This window comes from Blautia sp. BCRC 81119 (assembly GCF_003184505.1).
In the GTDB taxonomy this organism is placed as follows: domain Bacteria; phylum Bacillota; class Clostridia; order Lachnospirales; family Lachnospiraceae; genus Blautia_A; species Blautia_A fusiformis.
Window position 1 is genome coordinate 1 of record NZ_QJHD01000033.1, and the last position, 22,599, is coordinate 22,599.

The window sequence follows — 22,599 nt, forward strand, 5'->3', positions numbered from 1 at the left end:
CACTAGAATTAAATCATATCGACCGAAGTTTCAATAAAGTAATTCCCGTTCGACTTGCATGTGTTAAGCACGCCGCCAGCGTTCATCCTGAGCCAGGATCAAACTCTCTGATAAAATGTGTTAGCAATTCAGTGATGCTCGCATCAACTTAATTGCAGCTCACACTGATTAAGCCAAAGGCTTAAGAAGTGTTTGATTCGTTTACTCAAGACAACCGTTTGGCTATCTCTCGTTTTTACTGCTTTTGGTTTGTTTAAACCGTTCTTTAAATGTAAAGAAATTTTCGAGAATCGTATGTGTTTCACTGTTTAGTTATCAAGGTTTGTTGCGTCTGTCTCTCGGACAGCTTGTTCATTTTATCTCATTCTCAACTGCTTGTCAAGAACTTTTTTTAATTTTTTTGAAGCATTTAGTCTTCAAAAAAATTAAAGCGGAGAAGGAGGGATTTGAACCCTCGCGCCGCGTTAACGACCTACTCCCTTTCCAGGGGAGCCCCTTCGGCCAGCTTGGGTACTTCTCCAAATTGCCCTACTTACTAAGTAGTTCCGATATTTATCTCTGCCGTTCTCAGCGACAGGTGATATTATATCTCGTATCTTTTATGTTGTCAAGTACTTTTTTTTACTTTTTTAAAAAGTTTTTATTCTGTATTTGACAAACGGAGAGAGTGGGATTCGAACCCACGCGCCCTTGCGGACAAACGGTTTTCAAGACCGCCTCGTTATGACCACTTCGATATCTCTCCATATAATGTTTTCCAACATTTTTTGTGCTGTTTTGTCAGCGCATGTTGTATTCTATCATCAAATATCTCCCCTGTCAATAACAAATTTGATATTTTTTTCAAAAAATTGGACATATAGCTTCAATTTCTGCTATATGTCCATATTTACCGGGATTTTCACCCTGTTCTACTCTCTATTCTACTCTCTGTTTTCCTTCAAAAATGCCTCCGCAACCACCAGATCTTCCGGTGTTGTGATCTTAATATTGCGATAAGAACCTTCTGAAAAGCGGATCTTCACCCCGGTCTCATGTTCTGCAACCATGGCATCATCTGTAATTCCGGTCATTTCCTTCTGCCGAATGCTGGTATATGCGCCATAGATCAGCGGGTATTGAAAGATCTGCGGAGTCTGGACGATCCATACACTGCTGCGATCCGGAGTTTCACTGACATTCCCATCCTCATCTGCGATCTTAACTGTATCCTTGGAAGGCATGCCTGTAACACTGGCACCTGTCTGTGCTGCTGCCATAAGTCCTCTTTCAATGATCCCATGATCAATAAATGGTCTGGCACCGTCATGGATCAGCACATACTCTGTGTCTTTACACGCACGAAGTCCTTCATAAACAGAATCGTACCGTTCTTTTCCGCCGGATACTACAGCAGAAACCTTTGTAAAACCATATTTTTCCACGATTTCTTCTTTGCACCAGAAAACATACTCCTCCCCTGTTACCAGGATCACATCCCTGATCAGCGGACTTTCCTGAAAACAGCGCAGAGAATAACAGAGCACCGGCATCCCGTCAAGCTCCATAAACTGCTTCTGTATTTTGCTGTGCATTCTCTTTCCCTGGCCTGCTGCCAGGACAATAGCTGTATTTCTGCACTCTCCCATGATCAATTACCCCGGATTCTTTTATCTTTCGCCAAGCTTCAGGTTCGGAACCGCATTCAGATCCCAGCTGTGGCGTGTTCCCCTGATATATTCATAGTAAGCTGCCACACCGATCATCGCTGCGTTATCCGTACAGAAGATCGGTGACGGACGGTAAAATTTGTATCCACGTTCTGTACATGCTTTTTCCATAGCAGTGCGAAGTGCTCCGTTGGAAGCAACACCTCCTGCAATGGCAACCTTTTTCATGCCAAAATCAGCTGCTGCCTGCATGGTATGCTCTACCAGTACGTCAACAACCGCCTTCTGGAAGGATGCCGCGATATCTGCACGGTTTACTTCCTCACCTTTCATTTTTGCCCCGTTTAAATAATTAAGAACTGCGGACTTCACGCCGCTGAAGCTGAAATCATATGGATTTTCGCCGATTTTTGCACGTGGAAACTCGATAGCGTCCGGATTTCCTTCCTTTGCCAGCTTATCGATCTTCGGTCCTCCCGGATATCCCAGCCCAATGGCACGTGCAACCTTATCAAATGCCTCACCTGCCGCATCGTCTCTGGTTCGGCCCAGGATCTCAAACTGGCCGTAGTCCTTCACAATAACAAGATGGGTGTGTCCACCGGATACAATGGCACAGAGAAACGGCGGTTCCAGATCCGGATGCTCAATATAATTGGCAGAAACATGGCCTTCTATATGATGCACGCCTACCAGTGGCAGGTTTCTTGCATAGGCAATAGCCTTGGCTTCTGCCACACCTACAAGAAGTGCACCGACAAGCCCCGGTCCATAGGTTACACCGATAGCATCAATATCATCCAGAGTGACATTTGCCTCGTCCAGCGCTTCCTGGATGACCTGGTTGATCCTTTCTATATGATTTCTGGAGGCGATCTCCGGTACAACACCTCCGTACAGTTTATGGATCTCGATCTGTGAGGAAATCACGTTTGATAAGACAGTCCTTCCATTTTTTACAACGGAAGCTGCCGTTTCATCACAGGAGCTCTCAATACCAAGAATTAATGTATCTTTCATTTTTTCAGTCCTCTTCAAAATTCAGTTCCACACTCTTCCCGTCTTTTCCCGGCCATGCCTTCGGAAAGATCTCACGTACTGTATCCATGTAATCATCCGGACGTACCAGAGAAGGGCTGTAATGGGTCAGCCACATTTCCCCCACTTCCGCATCACGGGCAAGAGTGGCCGCTTCACGAAACGTCATGTGTTTGTAGCCTTTTGCCTTTTCGATCTTGTCATCTTCACCATACATTCCCTCACAGATAAAAAGATCGGAACCTTTTGCATTACGTAAAATAGACTCTGTCGGTCTGGTATCTGTGGTATAGGTAAGCTTGATCCCTTTTCTTGGCGGACCAAGCACCATATCCGGTGTGTAGATCCTTCCTTCATCCTCCACAGTCTGTCCCTTCTGCAGCGGATTCCAAAATTTCAGCGGGATCTCATGCTCTCTGGCACTGTCAGGAGAAAATTTTCCCTGGCGCAGGATCTCAAGGGTATATCCATAGCAGGTAACATTATGGTTCACCCGAAATGCAGTGATCCGGTACCCATTCAGTTCCAGAACTTCCTCCGGTTTCGTGATCTCGATAAATTTAATTTCAAAGGGCAGCTCCGGTGCGATCACACGAAGTGCGCTTACCACACGTTCCAGTCCTCTTGGGCCTACCAGAGTCAGCGGTTCTGTGCGGTCTGCATTTCCCATAGTCAAAAGGAGTCCCGGAAGTCCGCTGATATGATCCCCATGATAATGGGTAAAACAGATCACATCAATAGGCTTGAAGCTCCAGCCCTTTTCTTTAATGGCCACCTGAGTGCCTTCCCCGCAATCGATCATCAGACTGCTGCCGTTATAACGGGTCATCAGTGCGGTAAGCCATCTGCGTGGCAGCGGCATCATTCCTCCGCAGCCAAGTAAACAAACATCTAACATATTTTTCCTCTTTTCCTGTTCTGTGGCAAAGTTTAGCATACTTATCCCGTACAGACAAGTACCTCTCCCGGGTAAGCCTATTCAGAAACTGCGGTGCGTGTCATAAGAACAGCATCCTCTGTGGGATCTGTATAGTACCCCTTTCGCAGGCCATCCCGCACAAATCCCTGACGTTCATAAAGCCGGATCGCAGTCTCATTTCCTGCCCGGACCTCCAGATGGATCATGGTGATCCCACGCTCTTCTGCCAGACGGATCATACTCTCCATAAGGAAATTTCCGATTCCCTCTCTCTGACGTTCTCTGCGGACAGCCACATTGGTCACATCCCCCTCATCCAGCACCGTAAGAAGACCACAATATCCCAGGATCCGGCCCTTTTCTTCCACAACAAGAAACATCCCGTTCTCTTTCATAAGAAATGTCAGAAATCCCTCTTTTGTCCAGGGGACTGAAAAAAGTTCCTCTTCGATCTCCATAACCTGATCCAGATCATCCACAAGCATTTCTCTTAAGATCATGCGTTTTCCCCTTCTGATCCTTTTTTCAGTTTCTGGGCACGCTCCCGCTCAGCCTGTGAAACACGGAGATAATCCGGTTTGTGCTCAGCCGCTGTCTCGATTCTGCCTTCTTTATAATAAAGGACACCAAGTGCACCTACAGCACCTGCTCTCTGTCTGGAAAGATGGGCCGGTGCAAAAGAAAACGGTACAGTAAGCTTATCTGCGATGATATCTTTAAATACCGGGACTCCGTCTCCGAGGAATGTTACGGTTTCTCCCATCTCATTCAGCATGGAAAGAAGCTCCTCAATTCCCACTGCCATCTGATCCTTTACCGTCATGAGCCTGTGATCCTCGTAACGATAGATTCCCGTATAAACCTGCTTTCTTCTGGCATCCATGATCGGACAGATCAGTCCGTTTACATCATAGAGATTATAGGCCAGTGCCTCCACAGTCGGAATCCCGACCAGGGGTTTGTCAAGAGCAAGTCCAAGTCCCTTGGCTGTGGCAGAGCCAATACGGAGTCCGGTAAAAGAGCCCGGTCCCTTGGCTACCGCAATAGCGTCAATCGTCTTCAGATCCAGCTCTGTCATCTTCACGATCTCATCCAGCATGGGAAGAAGAGTCTGGGAATGTGTTTTCTTATAATTAACTGTATATTCTGCTACCAGTATATCGTCCTCCACAACGGCTACGGATGCCACGATTCCGGAACTGTCCAGTGCCAAAACTCTCATTCTGTCTTTTCTCCTCTCTCCTCAATGGTGATCTTTCTGTATTCAAAGCCCTTCTCAAGATCTTTTTCAATGGTAACTTCAATCCTTTTTTCCGGCAGGATCTCCTCAATGAGTTCCGCCCATTCGATCAGACAGATTCCCTGCCCGAAAAAATAATCATCGTATCCGATCTCTTCCATTTCTTCCAGATCCCCGATACGATATACATCAAAATGATAAAATGGCAGACGTCCGTCTTCATATTCCTGGATAATGGTAAACGTAGGGCTGTTTACAGGTTCTGTAATTCCAAGACCTGCTGCCACTCCCTGTGTGAACACGGTTTTTCCAACTCCCAGATCGCCTGTCAGTGTGTAGATCTGTCCCGGCTTCGCATTCATTCCGATCGTCCTTCCGACCTCGAATGTTTCCTCAGGATCATGCGTTTCTATGACCATATTTTCCACCTTTTTCTTGCACAATTATTCTTTGCATATTATAATAGAGCGAACAGCGAAATACAATACTTTTTGAAAAGGAGTGCGAAAACTATGGCAAATCCTATCGTTACCATCACAATGGATAATGGCGATGTAATGAAAGCGGAATTATATCCGGAAGTTGCCCCGAACACAGTAAATAACTTCATCAGCCTTGTAAAAAAAGGCTTTTATGACGGCCTGATCTTCCACCGTGTCATCAACGGCTTTATGATCCAGGGCGGATGCCCGGACGGAACCGGTATGGGTGGCCCGGGATACAGCATCAAGGGTGAGTTCTCCCAGAACCGTTTCAAAAACGACCTGAAGCATACACCAGGTGTTCTCTCCATGGCAAGAGCCATGAATCCGAACTCTGCCGGAAGCCAGTTCTTTATCATGCACAAGGCTGCTCCGCATCTTGACGGAAGCTATGCTGCATTCGGTCAGATCATTGAGGGCATGGATGTTGTAAATGCTATCGCAGAGACAGACACGGACTACAGTGACCGTCCTCTTGACGAGCAGAAGATCAGCTCCATGACTGTTGATACCTTTGGTGTGGATTATCCGGAACCGGAGAAATGCTAACAGGAATAATTTTCTGAAATAAAAAAGCCCCGCGAAGAGCAGACTGTAACACAGATCATCTGCCCTCTTCCCGGGGTATTTTTATACTGACATTCTCTTTTCTTTTACTTTTCGAAGGTCTTCACTTCTCCGTTTACTTTCGCAAAATACAGTTCTGCATCCTTCTCAAGTCCGGCTCTTCCGTTTGTTCCTTCTGTGATCGCCTTCTTCACCTCTTCGACCTGATCATCCGGCACAAGAAGCTTCAGGACAACCTTGTCGGTATATTCGGAATCCAGGATCGGCAAACTTCTTTCTCCTGCGATATACTGGATCTTTCCGATCCCTGTATAATCCGTCGTCACCTGAAGAGAGATTCCATGATGCTTCTCAATGACGGTACTTGCCGCCAGTCCTGCCTGGACTGCACCGGAATATGCCCGCACAAGCCCTCCTGTCCCAAGAAGGACACCTCCAAAATATCTGGTCACCACAATGGCCGCATTATAGATCCCGGCTCCCAGAAGCACATCCAGCATAGGCCTTCCGGCTGTTCCGGATGGTTCTCCGTCATCACTGCAGCGGGTGGCTTCCCGGTTCATCCCTACGGAATATACATAGCAGTTATGACGTGCATCCCAGTATTTTTTTTTCATTTCTTCGATAAAGGCAAGGGCCTCTTCTTCTGTTTCCACAGGACGGACGGTTGCGATGAAACGGGATTTTTTTTCCACAAGTTCGCCTTCGCCGCCTTCGTATATGGTTTTATAATGTTCCAGCATGGTTTACGCCTCCGTTATCTATATCCAACCCTCTGTTTCAGGCAGAGTTTTCTTTATTGTATAATAATTATCTTCATTGCACAATGTATAAGATATCATGAATTGTGAAATTTTTTTTAAGGCTTTATTTGGCTTTCCATATTTGTTATAATGAAACGGATTATAAAGGAGGAATATTATGAACTACGGAAAAAGATCCACTTCCAAGAAGCGGAATGCTCTGATCTCCCGTACTTCCATGCTGGAAAAAAGAGCACATGTTTCGTTTATCCGGGTTTTATTTACAGCTCTGATCGCAGTCTGCGTCATGGTTGTCTGCCTTGGTATCGGCTCCTTCCGGGGCGTGATCGCCGGAGCACCTGACGTCAACGATGTGGATATTTCACCTCTCGGATATGCAACCTTCCTGTATGATGACCAGGGAACACAGATCCGACAGCTTTCAGCCCCTACATCCAACCGTCTCCCGGTCTCCCTGGACCAGATCCCGGTCAGTCTGCAGCATGCAGTGGTAGCCATTGAGGATGAGCGTTTTTATGAACATAACGGTATTGATGTCCGCGGTATCGCACGTGCCGGAATGAAGGCGATCACCACCGGTAACTTTTCCGAGGGTGCCAGTACCATCACACAGCAGCTTCTGAAGAATAATGTTTTCACTGACTGGACCAACGAATCCACACAGCTGGAACGTTTCACACGTAAGTTCCAGGAGCAGTACCTTGCTGTACAGATTGAAAAAAAATATGACAAAAATGTGATTCTTGAGAATTACCTGAATACCATTAACCTGGGTGCAGGTTCCTACGGTGTACAGGCCGCTTCCAAAAAATACTTTAACAAAGACGTATGGGATCTGAATCTTTCTGAATGTGCCACCCTTGCCGGCATCACGCAGAACCCTACCAAATTCAATCCGATCACCAATCCAAAGGCAAACTCCAAGAGACGGAAGGAAGTCTTGGATCACATGCTGGATCAGAATTACATCTCACAGGATGAATATAATGCAGCACTGAATGATGACGTTTATTCCCGTATCCAGGCCGCACAGCTTGAGAACACCGAAGAAGAAAGTACCGTTTACACGTATTTCGAAGATGAGGTTACCAATCAGGTCATCAGCGACCTGATGAACATTAAAGGATATACCAAGACACAGGCTACCAATCTTCTTTACAGCGGTGGTCTGAAGATCATGACAACCCTGGATTCCAACATGCAGCAGATCCTTGATGAGGAATATGCAAACCCTGATAACTATCCGGCCAATGTTCAGTATGAACTGGATTATGCACTGACTGTACAAAGCCCGGATGGAAAACAGACAAACTACAGCAAAGAAATGCTGCAGCTGTATTTCCGTGATCAGGATCCGGAATTTGATCTTCTCTTTGATTCTCCTGAAGAAGGTCAGCAGTATGTGGATCAATACAAGGCTAACATCCTGGCAGACGGAAGCACCGTAGTATCTGAGCGTGTAAACTTTGCGCCACAGCCACAGTCTTCCATGACTGTCATTGACCAGCATACCGGTTACGTAAAAGCCCTGATCGGAGGCCGTGGTGAAAAAACAGCCAGCCTGACTCTGAACCGTGCCACTGATACGACCAGACAGCCTGGTTCTACCTTTAAGATCGTTTCCACCTATGCACCGGCGCTGAACGAAAAAGGCGATACCCTTGCTACAACCTTTATGGATGAGCCTTACGAATACCCGGACGGATCTCCTGTCAACAACGCCTCAAGAAGCTACGGCGGCGAGACCACCATCCGCAAAGCGATCCAGAATTCTATCAACGTTGTAGCTGTTAAATGCCTGGAGCAGGTTACCCCGGCTCTCGGCCTTAAATATCTGGATGATTTCGGTTTCACCACACTAGCTCACGGAACTGAGGCAGATAAAGATGCCAACGGAAATATCTGGAGTGACGCCAACCTGGCTACTGCTCTTGGCGGTATCACCAAAGGTGTCAAGAACGTGGAACTTTGTGCTGCATATGCAGCCATTGCTAATGGCGGGAACTATATCAAACCGATCTATTATACACAGATCCTTGATCATGACGGAAATGTTCTGATCGAGAACTCCTCCGTTTCCAGATCTGTGATCAAAGACAGTACCGCTTATCTTCTTACAAGCGCCATGGAAGACGTTGTAAAAAAAGGTACCGGTACCGCCTGCCAGCTGGACAATATGACTGTAGCCGGAAAAACAGGTACTACAGAGGACTACAATGACCTGTGGTTCGTAGGCTACACACCGTACTACACCTGTGCAGTATGGTCCGGCTATGACAACAACGAAAAAATTCCGGAAGATGCCCGTAACTTCCACAAAAATCTCTGGAAAAAGGTTATGACCCGTATCCACGAGGGCCTGGAGGACAGAGATTTCGATATGCCTTCCAGTGTGGAAAAAGCCAGTGTCTGCGCAGAAACCGGTCTTCTTCCCAGATCCGGATGCCCGACTATCACAGAGTATTTTGATATCTCCAGTCTTCCCACCGAATACTGTGATCAGCATTTCTACGGCAGCAGCGATTACGATGAAGAGGACTATTATTATAACGAAGATACGGACGCCGATACCGATGCAGCAGCTGAAGCGATTCCAAGCGCAGCTCCGGACAGTACTGACAGCACCGACACTGACAATACTGACAATTCCGATGACGGTTCCGATAATACCGGTGATGATACTGACAATTCCGGAACAGACGACAACACCGGTGGTGATGACGGCAGCTATGATAACAGCAATGATACCGGTGGCGATGACACCGGCGAAGATCCGGTAGAATATTATGAATGATCTCCATTATAGGTATCTTTCATAAACAACATATAAAAAAAGTGGTTTCCTGAAATATGGAAACCACTTTTTTTACTTTTAATAACTTCTTACTGTCTCGCAGTTTATCAGTTCAGGCAAGTCCCACCCACCGCTTATTACTTTTCGCAATTGAAGCAGGGTACTTCCCTGGTTCGGTTAAAGTACCATCTTGGCTGCACCGTAGATTCCTGCATCATTGCCAAGTGTCGCGATCACGATAGGAGTATCCTTGCAGGATTCAAAAGCATACTCTCTGTAATATTTCCGGATACAGTCAATAAGCGGCTGTCCGGCCTTGGAAACTCCTCCGCCGATAACAATGGTCTCCGGATCTGTCACACAGCAAATAATGGCAAGAGCACCACCCAGCTGCTCTCCGACCTTTTCCATGGTTGCTACAGCTACCGGATCATTCTCCTTAAATGCGTCCAGAACTGCTTTTGCTGAAATCTCTTCGGCATCTCTGAGAACACTGTTCTCACCGGAAGCTGCAAGCTCTTTTTTTGCCATGCGGACAATTCCGGTCGCAGAAGCATACTGTTCCAGACAGCCCCTGTTTCCGCAGTTGCAGGATTCTGTTTCATGATGATCCACATTGGCATGTCCGATCTCACCGCCAGCTCCGTGATGTCCGGTCACGATCTTTCCATCAACAATGATACCACCGCCTACACCTGTTCCAAGTGTGACCATGATCACATCGGAGGAGCCTGCTGCAGCACCCTTCCATGCCTCTCCCAATGCCGCTACATTGGCGTCATTTCCAGCTTCCGCATGAAGACCTGTAAGTTCTTCCATCTCTCCCACAACGTTCTTATATCCCCAGAAGAGATTTACTGCACGTGATACTTCGCCTTTGGAGTTTACCGGTCCCGGAACACCGATCCCGACGCCTTCCACCTCCTCTTTGGAGATACCCTTTTCTTCCATCTTGGCATTTACTGCTGCTGCCACATCAGGAAGGATCTGATCTCCATTGTTTTCTTTACGGGTTGGAATCTCCCATTTCTCAACAAGAGTACCATCCGTACGGAAAAGTCCGCATTTTACAGTTGTTCCACCTACATCGATTCCAAAACAATATGTTCCCATTTCTTACCCTCTCTTATTCTTCGTCATCCGGATTTTCTCTTTTTTTCGCAAGATTTGCCTGTACACGCTTGTACAGAGCCTCTGCCGCATTGTATCCCATCTTCTTCTGTCTGTGATTGACAGCCGCTGCCTCAACGATGATCGCCAGGTTACGGCCCGGACGGATCGGAAGAGAATGGCATACTACCTTATTTCCAAGGTACTCTGTATACTCCTCATGCAGTCCAAGACGATCGTATTCCTTGTCTCTGTCCCACTCCTCAAGCTTGATCACGAGATCGATAGACTGGGTATCCTTAACGCTCTCAACACCGAACAGTGTTTTTACATCGATGATACCGATACCACGAAGTTCGATAAAGTGACGTGTGATATCCGGCGCAGATCCCACCAGTGTTACGTCACTGACCTTACGGATCTCAACAACATCATCACTGACAAGACGATGACCTCTCTTGATCAGCTCCAGGGCTGCCTCACTCTTACCGATACCGCTCTCACCTGTGATCAGGATTCCCTCGCCGTAAACATCAACCAGCACACCATGAATAGAAATACATGGTGCAAGCTGCACGCCCAGCCAACGGATGATCTCTGCCATAAAACTGGAAGTTGTTCTTTCTGTCACGAATGTCGGAACATTATATTTAACAGCCAGATCGATCATGTCCTGAGACGGACGAGTCATGGTACTGAAAATAACACATGGGATCTTGCTGGAAATGAAACGTTCATATTTAAAACGTCTCTCCTCCTCATTAAGCTGCATCAGATACGTATACTCTACATATCCGATGATCTGAACTCGTTCATTGGCAAAATGCTCCAGATATCCGGTAAGCTGAAGCGCAGGTCTGTTGATCTCCGCAGTCTTGATCACGATGCCTGACAGGTCGATCTCCGGAGTCAGATTATTAAGCTCCAGTTCCTGTACCATCTTTGTCAACTGTACACCCTTCATACTTTTGTCTCCTTTTCGCTGAAAGTTTGCATTCTCACTGCCGTTTTACCGAGGCGTGAGACACCTTATTTTTAATTATACACAATCACTGCTGAAACTGCAATGCAGCATCAGGATTTATGAAAAAATTCATAGACCTGACGGGCGCTTCTGGCATTCATGCTCTCTGTCTGTGCCAGTTCTTTCTCCGATGCATCCCGGATATTTTCCACAGATTTAAATTTACGCAGAAGGGCTTTCCTCCTGGTATCACCGATCCCCGGGATATCATCCAGGATAGAATGGACCTGTTCCCTGCTCCTGAGGGAACGATGGTATTCAATGGCAAACCGATGGGCTTCATCCTGGATCCTGGTGATCAGACGGAAGCCTTCGCCGGATGTGTCAATAGGAATCTCCACATTGTTGAAATACAGGCCTCTCGTCCGATGATGATCATCCTTGACCATACCGCAGACCGGGATGCTTATCCCAAGCTCATTCAACACCTTCAGAGCGATATTTACCTGCCCTCTTCCACCATCCATCAGGATCAGATCCGGAAGCCTTGCAAAGCTGTCAAATTCTCCGTTACTCTCATGAGTGAACCTTCGGGTCAGAACCTCTTCCATGCTGGCATAATCGTTGGGTCCCTGTACCCATTTGATCTTGAACTTACGGTAATCACTGCGTTTGGGACGTCCTTTTTCATAGACTACCATGGATCCCACAGACTCAAAGCCACTGATATTTGAAATATCATAGGCTTCCATGCGCACCACATTTTTCAAGCCCAGCCATTCTTCCACCTCGTGAACAGCTCCGATGGTTCGTCCTTCCTCCCGCCTGATCCGTTCTCTGTCCTTGGCAAGTACCATACGGGCATTTTCCAGGGCAAGTTCTACCAGCTTTTCCTTGGTTCCCTTCTTCGGGACCCGAATGTGTACCTTCTGCTTTCTCCTTCCTGACAGCCACTCCTCGATGATATCTGCATCTTCAATCTCACTTTGCAGCATGATCTCAGATGGGATAAATGGCGTTCCCGCATAAAACTGTTTCAGAAAGCTGGAAAGGACCTGCGCCTTTGTATCGCCCTTTGCCACACGGAGATAAAAATGATCTCTGCCGATCAGCCTGCCATCCCGGATAAAAAACACCTGGACAACCGCATCCTGATCCCTGAGGTCTTCACTGTCATCCATGGCTACTGCAATGATGTCCCTGTCCTCCTGCCCGTAGCCGGTGATCTTCTGCCGTTCCCCGATCTTCCGGATACTGCTGATCAGGTCCCGGTATTCCATAGCATCTTCGTAGCGCATTTCCTCCGAAGCTTTCTGCATTTTTTCCATCAGCTCACTAATGGCGTCCTGAAAATCTCCATTCAGAAATTTGATCACCTTATTGATATTCTTCCGGTATTCTTCCTGGCTGATATATCCCTGGCAGGGTGCCTTGCACTGTTTCATATGATAGTACAGACAGGGCCGGTCCTTTCCGGTATCTCTCGGAAGACTGCGGTTGCAGGAGCGCACCTGATACAGCTTTCGCACCAGTTCGATCACGTCCTTTACTGCTCCGCCGCTTGTATAGGGACCAAAATATTTTGCCTTGTCCTTTTTCATTCTCCTGGCAAAAAGCACTCTCGGGTATGGCTCATGAACTGTCACCTTAATAAACGGATAGCTCTTGTCATCTTTGAGCATGGTATTATATTTCGGACGATGTTCCTTGATAAGATTACACTCCAGCACAAGGGCTTCCAGCTCCGAATCCGTAATAATGTACTCAAATCTCGTAATATGTGTAACCATCCGTTCAATCTTGGCACCTTTATTACGACTGCTCTGGAAATACTGGCGCACACGATTCTTAAGGCTTATGGCTTTTCCCACATAGATGATCTCGTCTTTCTCGCCATGCATGATATAAACTCCCGGTTTTGCCGGAAGCTTCTTTAATTCTTCCTCGATTATGAACATACTTTATTCTCCTGTTTTACTATTACAGTAATAAGAAAACCGGGATTTCTCCCGGTTTTCTTATGATCTGTTTTATGCCTGTGATCCCGGCTTTTCTTCTGTTTCTGTATGATCAGCATCTGTTGTCTGAGCAGATTCTTCTGTTTTCTCCGGTGCCTGCATATCCTCTGTCAGTTCCTGTCCGGATATCTCCGGTCTGAACTGAACCGATTCTGTACTTTTTGCAGTCTCGTTATTTTCTACAATCGTTTCAATGTCCTGTTTATTGGACACTTCTTTTTCATCCTCGGAAAGTACCAGATCATCCAGATTCTCCGAGATATCCAGGCCCTGCTGAACTGCACGGAGGATCTTCATGAACTCTTTACCTGTAATGGTTTCCTTGCGGATCAGATATTCTGCGATCTTATCCATCTCTGTTCTGTGACTTCCAAGGATCCTCTTGGCTTCCTCATAGGAATGGTGGAGAAGCTTCATCACCTCATGATCGATCTCTGTTGCGGTATCATCACCACAGTTTAAAACTGCTCTTCCGCTGAGATACTGGTTCTCCTGTGTGGCAAGTCCCATCAGTCCGAACTTCTCAGACATACCATACTGTGTGATCATGGCTCTGGCCACCTTGGTAGCCTGCTCAATATCATTGGCAGCACCTGTAGTGACTGTGTCAAAAACGATCTCCTCTGCAGCACGTCCGCCAAGATAGCCTACCAGCATAGCTTCCAGCTCTTTCTTGGTGTTGAGATATTTTTCTTCCTCAGGTACCTGCATAACGTAACCCAGTGCTCCCATGGTACGGGGTACGATGGTGATCTTCTGTACAGGCTCCGCATCCTTCTGGAGTGCATTTACCAGTGCGTGTCCGACTTCATGGTAGGATACGATCCGGCGTTCCTGTTTGCTTAAGATACGATCCTTCTTCTCTTTTCCCACCAGAACTACCTCTACGGATTCTTCCAGGTCCTTCTGTGATACAGCTTTACGTCCCTTCTTGACTGCAAGGATCGCAGCCTCATTGATCATATTGGCAAGATCAGAGCCTACCGCACCGGAAGTTGCAAGTGCAATAGCTTCAAAATCAACGGTGTCATCCAGAAGCACATTCTTGGCATGTACCTTCAGGATATCCACCCTTCCTTTAAGATCCGGTCTGTCAACGATCACACGTCTGTCAAAACGTCCCGGACGGAGAAGAGCCGGATCAAGAACCTCCGGTCTGTTTGTCGCAGCAAGGATCAGAAGTCCCTTGGATGTATCAAAGCCATCCATCTCCGCAAGCAGCTGGTTCAATGTCTGCTCACGCTCATCATTTCCGCCGCCATAGCGGGAATCACGGCTTTTACCAATGGCATCGATCTCATCGATAAAAACGATACACGGAGCATTCTTCTTGGCTTCCTCGAAAAGATCACGGACACGTGAGGCACCCACGCCCACAAACATCTCCACAAATTCCGAGCCGGAAAGAGAGAAGAACGGTACCTGTGCTTCACCTGCAACTGCCTTGGCAAGTAATGTCTTACCGGTTCCCGGAGGGCCTACAAGAAGTGCGCCCTTAGGCAGCTTGGCTCCGATGGCTGTGTATTTTCCGGGGTTGTGAAGAAAATCCACAACTTCCTGGAGTGATTCCTTGGCTTCATCCTGACCTGCCACATCCTTAAAGGAAACTCCCGTTTCCTGCTGCACATATGCCTTGGCTTTGCTCTTGCCTACGCCCATGCCCATGATCCCGCCGCCTTTGTTCATGCGGCGCATGGAGAACATCAGAAGTCCGAACAGAAGCAGTGTCGGCAGAACCACGCTCAGGATCATTGCAACAAATTCACCAAAAACATCCGGCGGATCGGTCTCAAACTTGATTCCCTTTCCTTCCAGTCTCTTGGTAAGTGCTGTACTGTCTTCGGTCTTCGTGGTGTAATAGCTCATATCCTCGTACTTGGAATTCTTTTTCTTGGGTACGATCGTCAATGTACTGGACTGGATCGTTACTTCCTTAACCTGGTCCTTATCCACCATATCGATAAATTTATCATAGGAGATCTCACTGCTGTTATCCTTCAGCATATTGGTAAACAACGCGAAGCACACCAGTGTGACCAGGAGGCATATCAGAAAAGCCAGAATCGACTGATGATTCTTACCTGATCCCTGCCTGGGATCTTTGTTGTCAGGTCGCTTCCCGTCCTGATCATTATTCAGTTGATTATTCATTTTTTTCCTCCTCTTGTCATTTCTTTATTATAAAGAGAAAAACCATATAAATCAACTGCGAGATTACAAAAATACCATCGAAAAAACACCGCATTGGATATTGCCAGTGAACGTAAAGTTGTAGTATACTGTTCCCAGTGAATTGGAAAATTAAAGAGGAGAGGAAATCAGACAAATGAAAATAGGTTTTGATAATGACAAATATCTGAAAATGCAGTCAGAACACATCCGTGAAAGAATCGGTCAGTTCGGCAACAAGCTTTATCTTGAATTCGGCGGCAAACTGTTTGACGACTACCATGCATCCCGTGTTCTTCCGGGTTTTGAACCGGACAGCAAGCTCCGCATGCTGATGCAGCTTTCTGATCAGGCGGAGATCGTTATTGTTATCAGTGCCAATGACATTGACAAGAATAAAGTACGAGGCGACCTTGGCATTACCTATGATGAAGACGTTCTTCGTCTTATGGATGAGTTTTCAAGCCGTGGCCTGTATGTGGGAAGCGTATGCATCACACAGTACTCCGGCCAGGAAAGTGCCGATCTCTTCAAAAAACGTCTGGAGAAACTGGGAATCCGTGTCTACAAGCTTTACCTGATCCCCGGCTATCCAAGCAACCCTTCCTTTATTGTAAGTGACGAAGGTTATGGAAAGAATGATTATATTGAAACTACCAGACCTCTGGTCGTGATCACAGCACCGGGACCAGGAAGTGGAAAGATGGCAACCTGCCTTTCCCAGCTTTACCACGAATACAAACGAGGAGTAAAAGCCGGCTATGCAAAATTTGAGACCTTCCCGATCTGGAACCTTCCTCTGAAACATCCGGTAAACCTTGCCTACGAAGCTGCCACTGCGGATCTGAACGATGTCAACATGATCGACCCGTTCCATCTGGAGGCTTACGGCAAAACTACCGTCAACTACAACCGTGACGTAGAAGTTTTCCCTGTTGTACAGGCCATGTTTGAGAAGATCATGGGCAGCTGCCCTTATAAATCTCCGACAGATATGGGTGTCAACATGGCAGGTAACTGCATCGTTGACGATGAAGTATGCCAGGAGGCTTCCCGCCAGGAGATCATCCGCCGTTATTATAAGAGCATGAACGCTCTGGTTTCCGGCTCCGGCACAGAGAATGAGGTACGTAAGATCGAGCTTCTTCTCCAGCAGGCTCATGCAGAGATCACTGACCGTAAGGTTGTTCCGGCTGCCCTCGAAAAAGAAAAAGCAACCAATGGCCCTGCCGCCGCTCTGGAACTTCCTGACGGAAAGATCGTATGCGGAAAAACCTCCGATCTTCTCGGCGCATCCGCTGCGCTTCTTCTCAATGCCCTGAAAGAGCTGGCAGGAATCGATCACGAGCTTCATGTGATCTCTCCGGATGCCATACATCCGATCCAGCAGCTGAAGACCAAATATCTTGGAAGCAAAAATCCACGTCTTCACATTGATGAGATCCTGATTGCCCTTTCCATGAGTGCCGCAACCAGCGATGCCGCACGCCTTGCCCTGGAACAGATTCCGAATCTCCGTGGATGCCAGGCTCATACTTCCGTAATGCTTTCCGATGTGGATGTGATCAGCTTCCGTAAGCTTGGTGTTGAGCTTACCTGCGAAGCCAAGAAGGAACAGAAGAAAAATTATCAGAAAGACTGATTCTCTGATAACATACCTTCTGTATAAATAAAAAGCTATATAAGAAGCTCCGACCAGAACGATACATATATATGTCATCCCGGCCGGAGCTTTTTTATCTTATTCTTATTTTATTTCTGCGTTACTGTATCCGGATACTGCTTCCCACACCTTCTCCGCCACATTGCTTGGTAACGATGATCTTATTGTCAATTCGTTCCTTCAGCTCGGAAACATGGGAAATAATCCCTACCAGGCGTCTGCCATCTGCAAGGCTGTTCAGCGCTTTTAATGCCTGCTCCAGAGACTCCTCATCCAGAGAACCGAATCCTTCATCTACAAACATGGAATCCAGCCGGATTCCCCCTGCGCAGGCCTGGATCTCATCAGACAAGCCCAGTGCAAGGGACAGAGATGCCTGGAAGGATTCCCCACCGGACAATGTCTTTACACTTCGTTCTGTTCCGTTATAGTGATCTATGACATTCAGATCGAGACCTGCTTTTTCTTTCTGATTTTTGCTCTGCTCCTGGCGTTTCAGTTCGTACTGACCGCTACTCATGGTCATAAGACGGAGATTGGCTCTTCGCAGGATCCGGTCAAAATATGCCATCTGGATATAGGTTTCCAGCTCGATCTTTGCCTTTCCGTTCAGTTTTCCATTGGCTGTATCCGAAAGATTCCTGATCCATGCATATTCTTTTTCCGCTATTGTCATTTCCTCCCGGCCCTTTTGCACTTTCTGAAAAATATCCTGGTTTCCACTCTGAACGGAAAAAAGCTCTTTTCTTTTTTCTGTGAGATCTGCTTTCCTCGCAGTAGTCTGTGCATGCTGTTCTCTAATCTCCGCTTCCGGAATCTCTCCGATCTCTTTTTTCTGCGCTTCAAAAGTCTCTATAGAGGAAGCTATCCTTTCTTTTTCTGACTGAAATCTCTGCAGCGTTTCTTTCACTTTTTTGCTGTTTTCCTTCAGTTCCCCGTATTCCTGCTGCTTTTCCCTGATTTCTTTTTCCAGATCTTCTTTTCCTGCTTTCAAGGCTTCCGATTTCGTACTGTCCGCTTTACAGGACTTATCTTTTTCCGTTTCCAGACGGATCTGTCGGATCTCCTCTGCCGCATTTTGCTGCTGTTTCTGATTCTCGGATGCTTTCATACTCAGGCCGGCCTGCTCTCTGTCAAAGAAATTCTTTTTTTCCTGCAGCTCCTCTTTTTCTTTTTCAAGACGCTCCATGGCATTTTCCACTGTTTTCTTTCTTTTTGTATTTTCCTGGGCTTTCCTGATCTCTTTCTCACTTTCCATCAGAAGATCCTCACACTGTTCCTGCGCTCTGTTTACCATGGAAGTCAGCTGTTTCCACACAGTCAGAAAATCCTCTGCCTGTCCGTTCCCGTTTTTATTTTTCTTATGGAATTCCTGAAACTCTTCCAGAAGCTCTTCTGCACTGGCTACGATCTGCCTCCAGGATGCATTGCTCTGTTCCTTTAAGCTTCCGGCTTTCAGGCTTTGATCTACAGAATCCTTCTCCATTTTATCCAGCCTGCTTTTCTCGTTATCCAGTGTTTTCTGGTCAACTGTCTGTTCTTCTGAAAGCATTCTGGGATGTGGATGGCTCAGGGAACCGCACACAGGGCAGGGCATTTCATCCTTAAGCTCCCGGGCCAGAAGACCTGCCTGTGCATCCAGAAAAATGTGGAATATCTGCTGATAATATTCCCTCTGCTGCTGTGCATCTCTGTAAGCAGACTGATACTTTTTCTGCTGCTCTTTGGTTTCATCATAAAGGCCTCTGAATCTCCGGATCTCAGCAATAAGTCCATTCAGTTCTCTCTTTCTCCGCGTCTGTTTTTCTTTCTCTGTGAGCGCTTTCTGCAGGTCAAGCTCAGAATTTCCCAGCTGCTCCCGTTCCGTTTTCAGCTGCTCCATTTCTTTCTGCTGCTGTTCTTCCTGCCGGATGATTTTTTCCTTTTGCGTCTGACAATTTCCCAACTGTCTTTCAATTTCTCTTCGTTCTTCTTGCAGTTGCTCCAGATCCTGGTATTTTTTCAGCTTTTCCTGTTTTTCCCGGATCAGAAGGCCAAGTTCCTCACATCTCTGATCTGCATCTTTATATTTTTCTGCCTCTTCTGACGCCTTCGCAAGTTCCGAAAGAATCTTTTCAAGCTGCTCCAGAGCAAGCGCTCGTTTCTCTTCCAGGCTTCGTTTCTGTGCAGAAAGATTCAGCATGGTTTCCATTGTCCGAAGCTTCTCTTCCAATTCCTTTTCCTGTTTCTGAAGTTCCTTTTCCCGGAGTTCTCCTCTGTCAATAAACAGTTTCAGAAGCTCAAGACTCCGTTCCAGCTTTCCTTCGAATTTCGCTTTTTTAAGCCTTGAAAATTCCTCTTCTTCCATCCCTGCATCCGGCTGGAACTTCACACCATCCAGATACTGGGCGATACTCCGGCGCATCTCATCATATTCTTTATATCTGGAAATAGCCGCATCCCGGAGCTTTATCTGGAGCTGCTGGTAAAGGCCCGTATGAAAAATCTGCCGGAAGATTTCCCCTCGCTGCAGAGTTCCTGCCAACAGCAGCTTCTGAAAGTCTCCCTGGGCGATCATTGCGATCTGTGTGAACTGATCGTAACTCAGTCCCAGAAGCTGTTCCACTGCCACAGTAACATCTTTTGCCTTTGTCACCGGCTGCCGGTCATCCGGATAGATCAGCTGTGCCTCAGCTTTCCTAAGAGTCTGTCCGGTGCCTCTTTTTTTCGGAGCCATATATTCCGGACTTCGGCGCACGTGATAGGTTTTCCCCTGATAGGAAAAAACAAGCTCCACAAAAGTCTCCGTGGAATCTTTTGCATACTTACTCCGGAACATGGCGGATTCCCTTACCTCTCCACTGGCTCTTCCATATAACGCAAAGGTGATCGCATCAAAGATCGTAGTTTTTCCCGCTCCGGTGTCACCGGTGATCAGGTAGAGACCGCCCTCTCCAAGCTTTGAAAAATCAATCTCTGTTTTGTCTGCATAGGGCCCGAAGGCACTGATGGTTAGTTTTTCCGGTCTCATTGTCTCACCTCCTGGATCTTACGGATCAGATCTTCGGAATATTTCCGCTGTTCTTCATTCATGGGCTGGTTATTCTGCAGTTCAAAAAATTCCTCAAAATATTCCAGCTCGGATTTCCTTTTCACCGTTTCTGTACCTGCGATCTCCTGGTTTTCTCTTGTGCGTCGGTTATCATATTCCAGCCTCATCAGATTCGGATAAACAGTACGGAGCTTCTGCATTCCATCTACGATATCTTCTTCATCTGTCAGCGTGATCTGCACATAATCCTCTGTGTTTGTGTCCTGATAACTGGACAGTGATGTGATCTCCATGTATGTGCCTTTCAGTTTTCGCATATCCCGAAGAGGCTTCAGCGGAATCTCCCTGATCCTGAGATTTCCTTTTTCCAGAAGCTCCACAACTGTCACGGATTTCTGCTGTCCTGCCTCGGAAAAAGAATATTTCAAAGGAGTTCCGCAGTAGCGGATGTGCTCGCTTCCCACATTCTGAGGACTGTGGATATGGCCAAGTGCCACATAGTCAAAATCTCGGAACACATCTGCCTCCACCTGGTCGATACCTCCAACGGAGATCTCTTCAGAATCGCAGCGCATGGCACCGACCACAAACTGATGGGCGATCAATACATTGCGATAACGTTTATCAATCTCCATATGTGCAACTGCTGCCTGCACAGCCTCCTGGTAGGTACGGATCTCATCCACACCTTTCTCTCCTTCCAGTCCGTGCCTCACAGTTGCCGGACGCACAAATGGAAGCAGATGGATCCAAACTTCTCCATAGCTATCCGTTAAACAGTACTTTTCTGTTTTTCCATCGTATACCGGGGACATACAGATCCCGCTGCTGCTCATGATCTGTGAACCGAAAGCGATCCTTTCCGCACTGTCATGATTTCCGCTGATGGCATACACCGGGAGCTTCCGCTTTGCAAGCCTGGTAAGAAACCGGTCAAAAAGCTGCACTGCCTCCGCCGAAGGAACCGGTCTGTCATAAAGATCACCGGCGAGAAGGATCCCATCCGGTGCTTCTTCATCAATGATCCTCAGGATTTCGTTCAAAATATATTTCTGATCTTCGATCATGGAAAACTCATTGACTCGTTTTCCTAGGTGAAGGTCTGATAAATGGATCAGTTTCATCGATCACCTCCTGCGCTCACCCAGCCTCCGAACAGTTCCGGTGCAAGATCGATCTCACAGCCATCCAGTACATCTTTTAGCTGTGAAGGATTGCTGACGCCGGTTACAGGCACAATCTGGAATGGCTGATTGAAAAAGTATGCCAGAGACAGGGCCTGCAGGCTGTGGCCGGTTTCTTTCTGCAGCTTTAACAGCTTCTGATAGGTGCGAAGGTTTGTCTCGTTCCAGTAGGATCTTTTCATACTTTCTGAAAGACCTGTGATCTGTGTTTCCTTCTCCCGCATCCAGGATTCATCCACCTCTGCATCTGTACAGGAAAGCCCCATTTTCTGAAGTTTTGAAAAAAATCCCATTGCAGTGGAAGAAAACGGAACGGAAGCAGCGCCTGTCTCACAGTGCCACTGATATTCTTCCCTGGAAAACTCCACAAGTGTAGGATCCGGATTTGTATTTCCTCCGGGATTGATTCCTGCAAGACTCCACTGATTGGATACTGCTGTGATCCCTGAAAGATTTCGTTCTCTCAGACACTGAGCAATTTCTTTCAGCCTCTCTGTGCGGTAATTAGAAAATCCATAATAACGGATCCGGCCTTCTTTTTTCAATTCTTCCAGAATATCCACGATTTCCTCCGCCGGTTTCTCCGGATCATCTCTGTGAAGCCAGTAAAAATCCATCTCATCTTTTCCCAGTGTGCGGCAACTCTCATCCAGGTCCATGCGGATATCTTCTTTGTTCACTCTGCTGCGGCCCGGATCCTCAAAGGAATAGTGCGCGCCCTTCGTTGCCACAATAACTTTTCCTTGCATGCCACTCTCTTTCAGCCATTTTCCTATGATCTGCTCACTGCAGTTTCCATGTCCTTTTAGCCATTTGCAATAGACATTTGCCGTATCAATAAAATTTCCACCTGCGCGTACAAATGCGTTCAGAATCTCAAAGCTTTTTTCCAGATCTGATTTATCTCCAAATCCTGCTGTTCCGAGGCAGATAGGACTGATGTTCAGATCTGTATTGTTCAGCTGTATATATTTCATCTACGTAACCTCCCGTATTCATATATATCT

17 protein-coding genes, 2 tRNA genes and 1 rRNA gene are annotated in these 22,599 nt (G+C 46.8%); 3 read left to right on the forward strand and 17 right to left on the reverse strand.

Annotated features, from left to right (window positions below; translation table 11 throughout):
• The 9 genes from DMI82_RS16965 to tsaE form a co-directional block, all read right to left on the reverse strand.
• Window positions 1-114: ribosomal RNA gene (locus tag DMI82_RS16965) — 16S ribosomal RNA — on the reverse strand; the annotation flags it as partial.
• A 317-nt stretch (window positions 115-431) separates the two neighbouring features.
• Window positions 432-520: transfer RNA gene (locus tag DMI82_RS16970), tRNA-Ser, on the reverse strand.
• 139 nt (window positions 521-659) lie between these two features.
• Window positions 660-745: transfer RNA gene (locus DMI82_RS16975), tRNA-Ser, on the reverse strand.
• 178 nt (window positions 746-923) lie between these two features.
• A complete protein-coding gene (ispD, locus tag DMI82_RS16980) occupies window positions 924-1,628 on the reverse strand; it encodes a 2-C-methyl-D-erythritol 4-phosphate cytidylyltransferase (protein WP_015525917.1) in 705 nt (234 codons plus the stop codon).
• A 21-nt stretch (window positions 1,629-1,649) separates the two neighbouring features.
• Window positions 1,650-2,669 carry a tRNA (adenosine(37)-N6)-threonylcarbamoyltransferase complex transferase subunit TsaD gene (gene tsaD / locus DMI82_RS16985; RefSeq protein WP_015525918.1) on the reverse strand — a complete coding sequence of 340 codons (1,020 nt, stop codon included), beginning with the start codon at window positions 2,667-2,669 and terminating at the stop codon, window positions 1,650-1,652.
• Window positions 2,670-2,673: 4 nt separating this feature from the next.
• Window positions 2,674-3,585: a ribonuclease Z gene (locus tag DMI82_RS16990; RefSeq protein WP_015525919.1), complete on the reverse strand. Its 912-nt coding sequence runs from the start codon at window positions 3,583-3,585 to the stop codon at window positions 2,674-2,676.
• A gap of 77 nt (window positions 3,586-3,662) precedes the next feature.
• Window positions 3,663-4,106, reverse strand: coding sequence for a ribosomal protein S18-alanine N-acetyltransferase (gene rimI, locus DMI82_RS16995; protein WP_110104052.1), 444 nt, complete (start codon window positions 4,104-4,106; stop codon window positions 3,663-3,665).
• Entirely contained in the window at window positions 4,103-4,828 is a 726-nt protein-coding gene (gene tsaB, locus DMI82_RS17000) for a tRNA (adenosine(37)-N6)-threonylcarbamoyltransferase complex dimerization subunit type 1 TsaB (protein ID WP_110104053.1), read from the reverse strand. The genes rimI and tsaB overlap by 4 nt, the downstream gene beginning before the upstream one ends.
• Window positions 4,825-5,265: a tRNA (adenosine(37)-N6)-threonylcarbamoyltransferase complex ATPase subunit type 1 TsaE gene (gene tsaE, locus DMI82_RS17005; RefSeq protein ID WP_015525922.1), complete on the reverse strand. Its 441-nt coding sequence runs from the start codon at window positions 5,263-5,265 to the stop codon at window positions 4,825-4,827. The genes tsaB and tsaE overlap by 4 nt, the downstream gene beginning before the upstream one ends.
• A 93-nt stretch (window positions 5,266-5,358) precedes the next feature.
• Here tsaE and DMI82_RS17010 point away from each other — a divergent pair, with 93 nt between their 5' ends.
• Window positions 5,359-5,877 (forward strand): peptidylprolyl isomerase, encoded by a 519-nt coding sequence (locus DMI82_RS17010; RefSeq protein WP_021651510.1) that lies wholly within the window; start codon window positions 5,359-5,361, stop codon window positions 5,875-5,877.
• Between the two features lie 104 nt (window positions 5,878-5,981).
• On the opposite strand, the gene DMI82_RS17015 is transcribed toward DMI82_RS17010, so the two are convergent.
• Window positions 5,982-6,638 (reverse strand): YigZ family protein, encoded by a 657-nt coding sequence (locus DMI82_RS17015; protein WP_022426677.1) that lies wholly within the window; start codon window positions 6,636-6,638, stop codon window positions 5,982-5,984.
• A gap of 178 nt (window positions 6,639-6,816) precedes the next feature.
• Here DMI82_RS17015 and DMI82_RS17020 point away from each other — a divergent pair, with 178 nt between their 5' ends.
• A complete protein-coding gene (locus tag DMI82_RS17020; protein WP_059086826.1) occupies window positions 6,817-9,453 on the forward strand; it encodes a transglycosylase domain-containing protein in 2,637 nt (878 codons plus the stop codon).
• A 177-nt stretch (window positions 9,454-9,630) separates the two neighbouring features.
• Here DMI82_RS17020 and DMI82_RS17025 read toward each other — a convergent pair whose 3' ends face one another.
• The 4 genes from DMI82_RS17025 to ftsH all read right to left on the reverse strand — a co-directional run bounded on the left by DMI82_RS17025 (window position 9,631) and on the right by ftsH (window position 15,696).
• Window positions 9,631-10,566 carry an ROK family glucokinase gene (locus DMI82_RS17025; protein WP_021651514.1) on the reverse strand — a complete coding sequence of 312 codons (936 nt, stop codon included), beginning with the start codon at window positions 10,564-10,566 and terminating at the stop codon, window positions 9,631-9,633.
• A gap of 13 nt (window positions 10,567-10,579) precedes the next feature.
• Window positions 10,580-11,527: an HPr(Ser) kinase/phosphatase gene (gene hprK, locus DMI82_RS17030; protein ID WP_021651515.1), complete on the reverse strand. Its 948-nt coding sequence runs from the start codon at window positions 11,525-11,527 to the stop codon at window positions 10,580-10,582.
• A 110-nt stretch (window positions 11,528-11,637) separates the two neighbouring features.
• Window positions 11,638-13,485, reverse strand: a complete 1,848-nt coding sequence (gene uvrC / locus DMI82_RS17035) for an excinuclease ABC subunit UvrC (RefSeq protein ID WP_110104054.1) — start codon at window positions 13,483-13,485, stop codon at window positions 11,638-11,640.
• 72 nt (window positions 13,486-13,557) lie between these two features.
• Complete coding sequence (gene ftsH / locus DMI82_RS17040) at window positions 13,558-15,696, reverse strand: ATP-dependent zinc metalloprotease FtsH (RefSeq protein WP_110104055.1); 2,139 nt, start codon at window positions 15,694-15,696, stop codon at window positions 13,558-13,560.
• A gap of 175 nt (window positions 15,697-15,871) precedes the next feature.
• Here ftsH and DMI82_RS17045 point away from each other — a divergent pair, with 175 nt between their 5' ends.
• Window positions 15,872-17,356 carry a DUF1846 domain-containing protein gene (locus DMI82_RS17045; protein ID WP_110104056.1) on the forward strand — a complete coding sequence of 495 codons (1,485 nt, stop codon included), beginning with the start codon at window positions 15,872-15,874 and terminating at the stop codon, window positions 17,354-17,356.
• A 121-nt stretch (window positions 17,357-17,477) separates the two neighbouring features.
• Here the strand turns inward: DMI82_RS17045 and DMI82_RS17050 are convergent, their stop codons facing one another.
• Genes DMI82_RS17050 through DMI82_RS17060 form a run of 3 tightly spaced genes read right to left on the reverse strand, consistent with a single transcriptional unit; the run spans window position 17,478 to window position 22,569 of the window.
• On the reverse strand, window positions 17,478-20,387 hold the full coding sequence (locus DMI82_RS17050; RefSeq protein WP_110104057.1) for an SbcC/MukB-like Walker B domain-containing protein: 2,910 nt from the start codon (window positions 20,385-20,387) through the stop codon (window positions 17,478-17,480).
• Window positions 20,384-21,532 (reverse strand): exonuclease SbcCD subunit D, encoded by a 1,149-nt coding sequence (locus tag DMI82_RS17055; protein WP_110104058.1) that lies wholly within the window; start codon window positions 21,530-21,532, stop codon window positions 20,384-20,386. Before DMI82_RS17055 ends, DMI82_RS17050 begins: the two co-directional genes overlap by 4 nt.
• On the reverse strand, window positions 21,529-22,569 hold the full coding sequence (locus DMI82_RS17060) for an aldo/keto reductase (RefSeq protein ID WP_110104059.1): 1,041 nt from the start codon (window positions 22,567-22,569) through the stop codon (window positions 21,529-21,531). Before DMI82_RS17060 ends, DMI82_RS17055 begins: the two co-directional genes overlap by 4 nt.
• Between the last annotated feature and the right edge of the window lie 30 nt (window positions 22,570-22,599).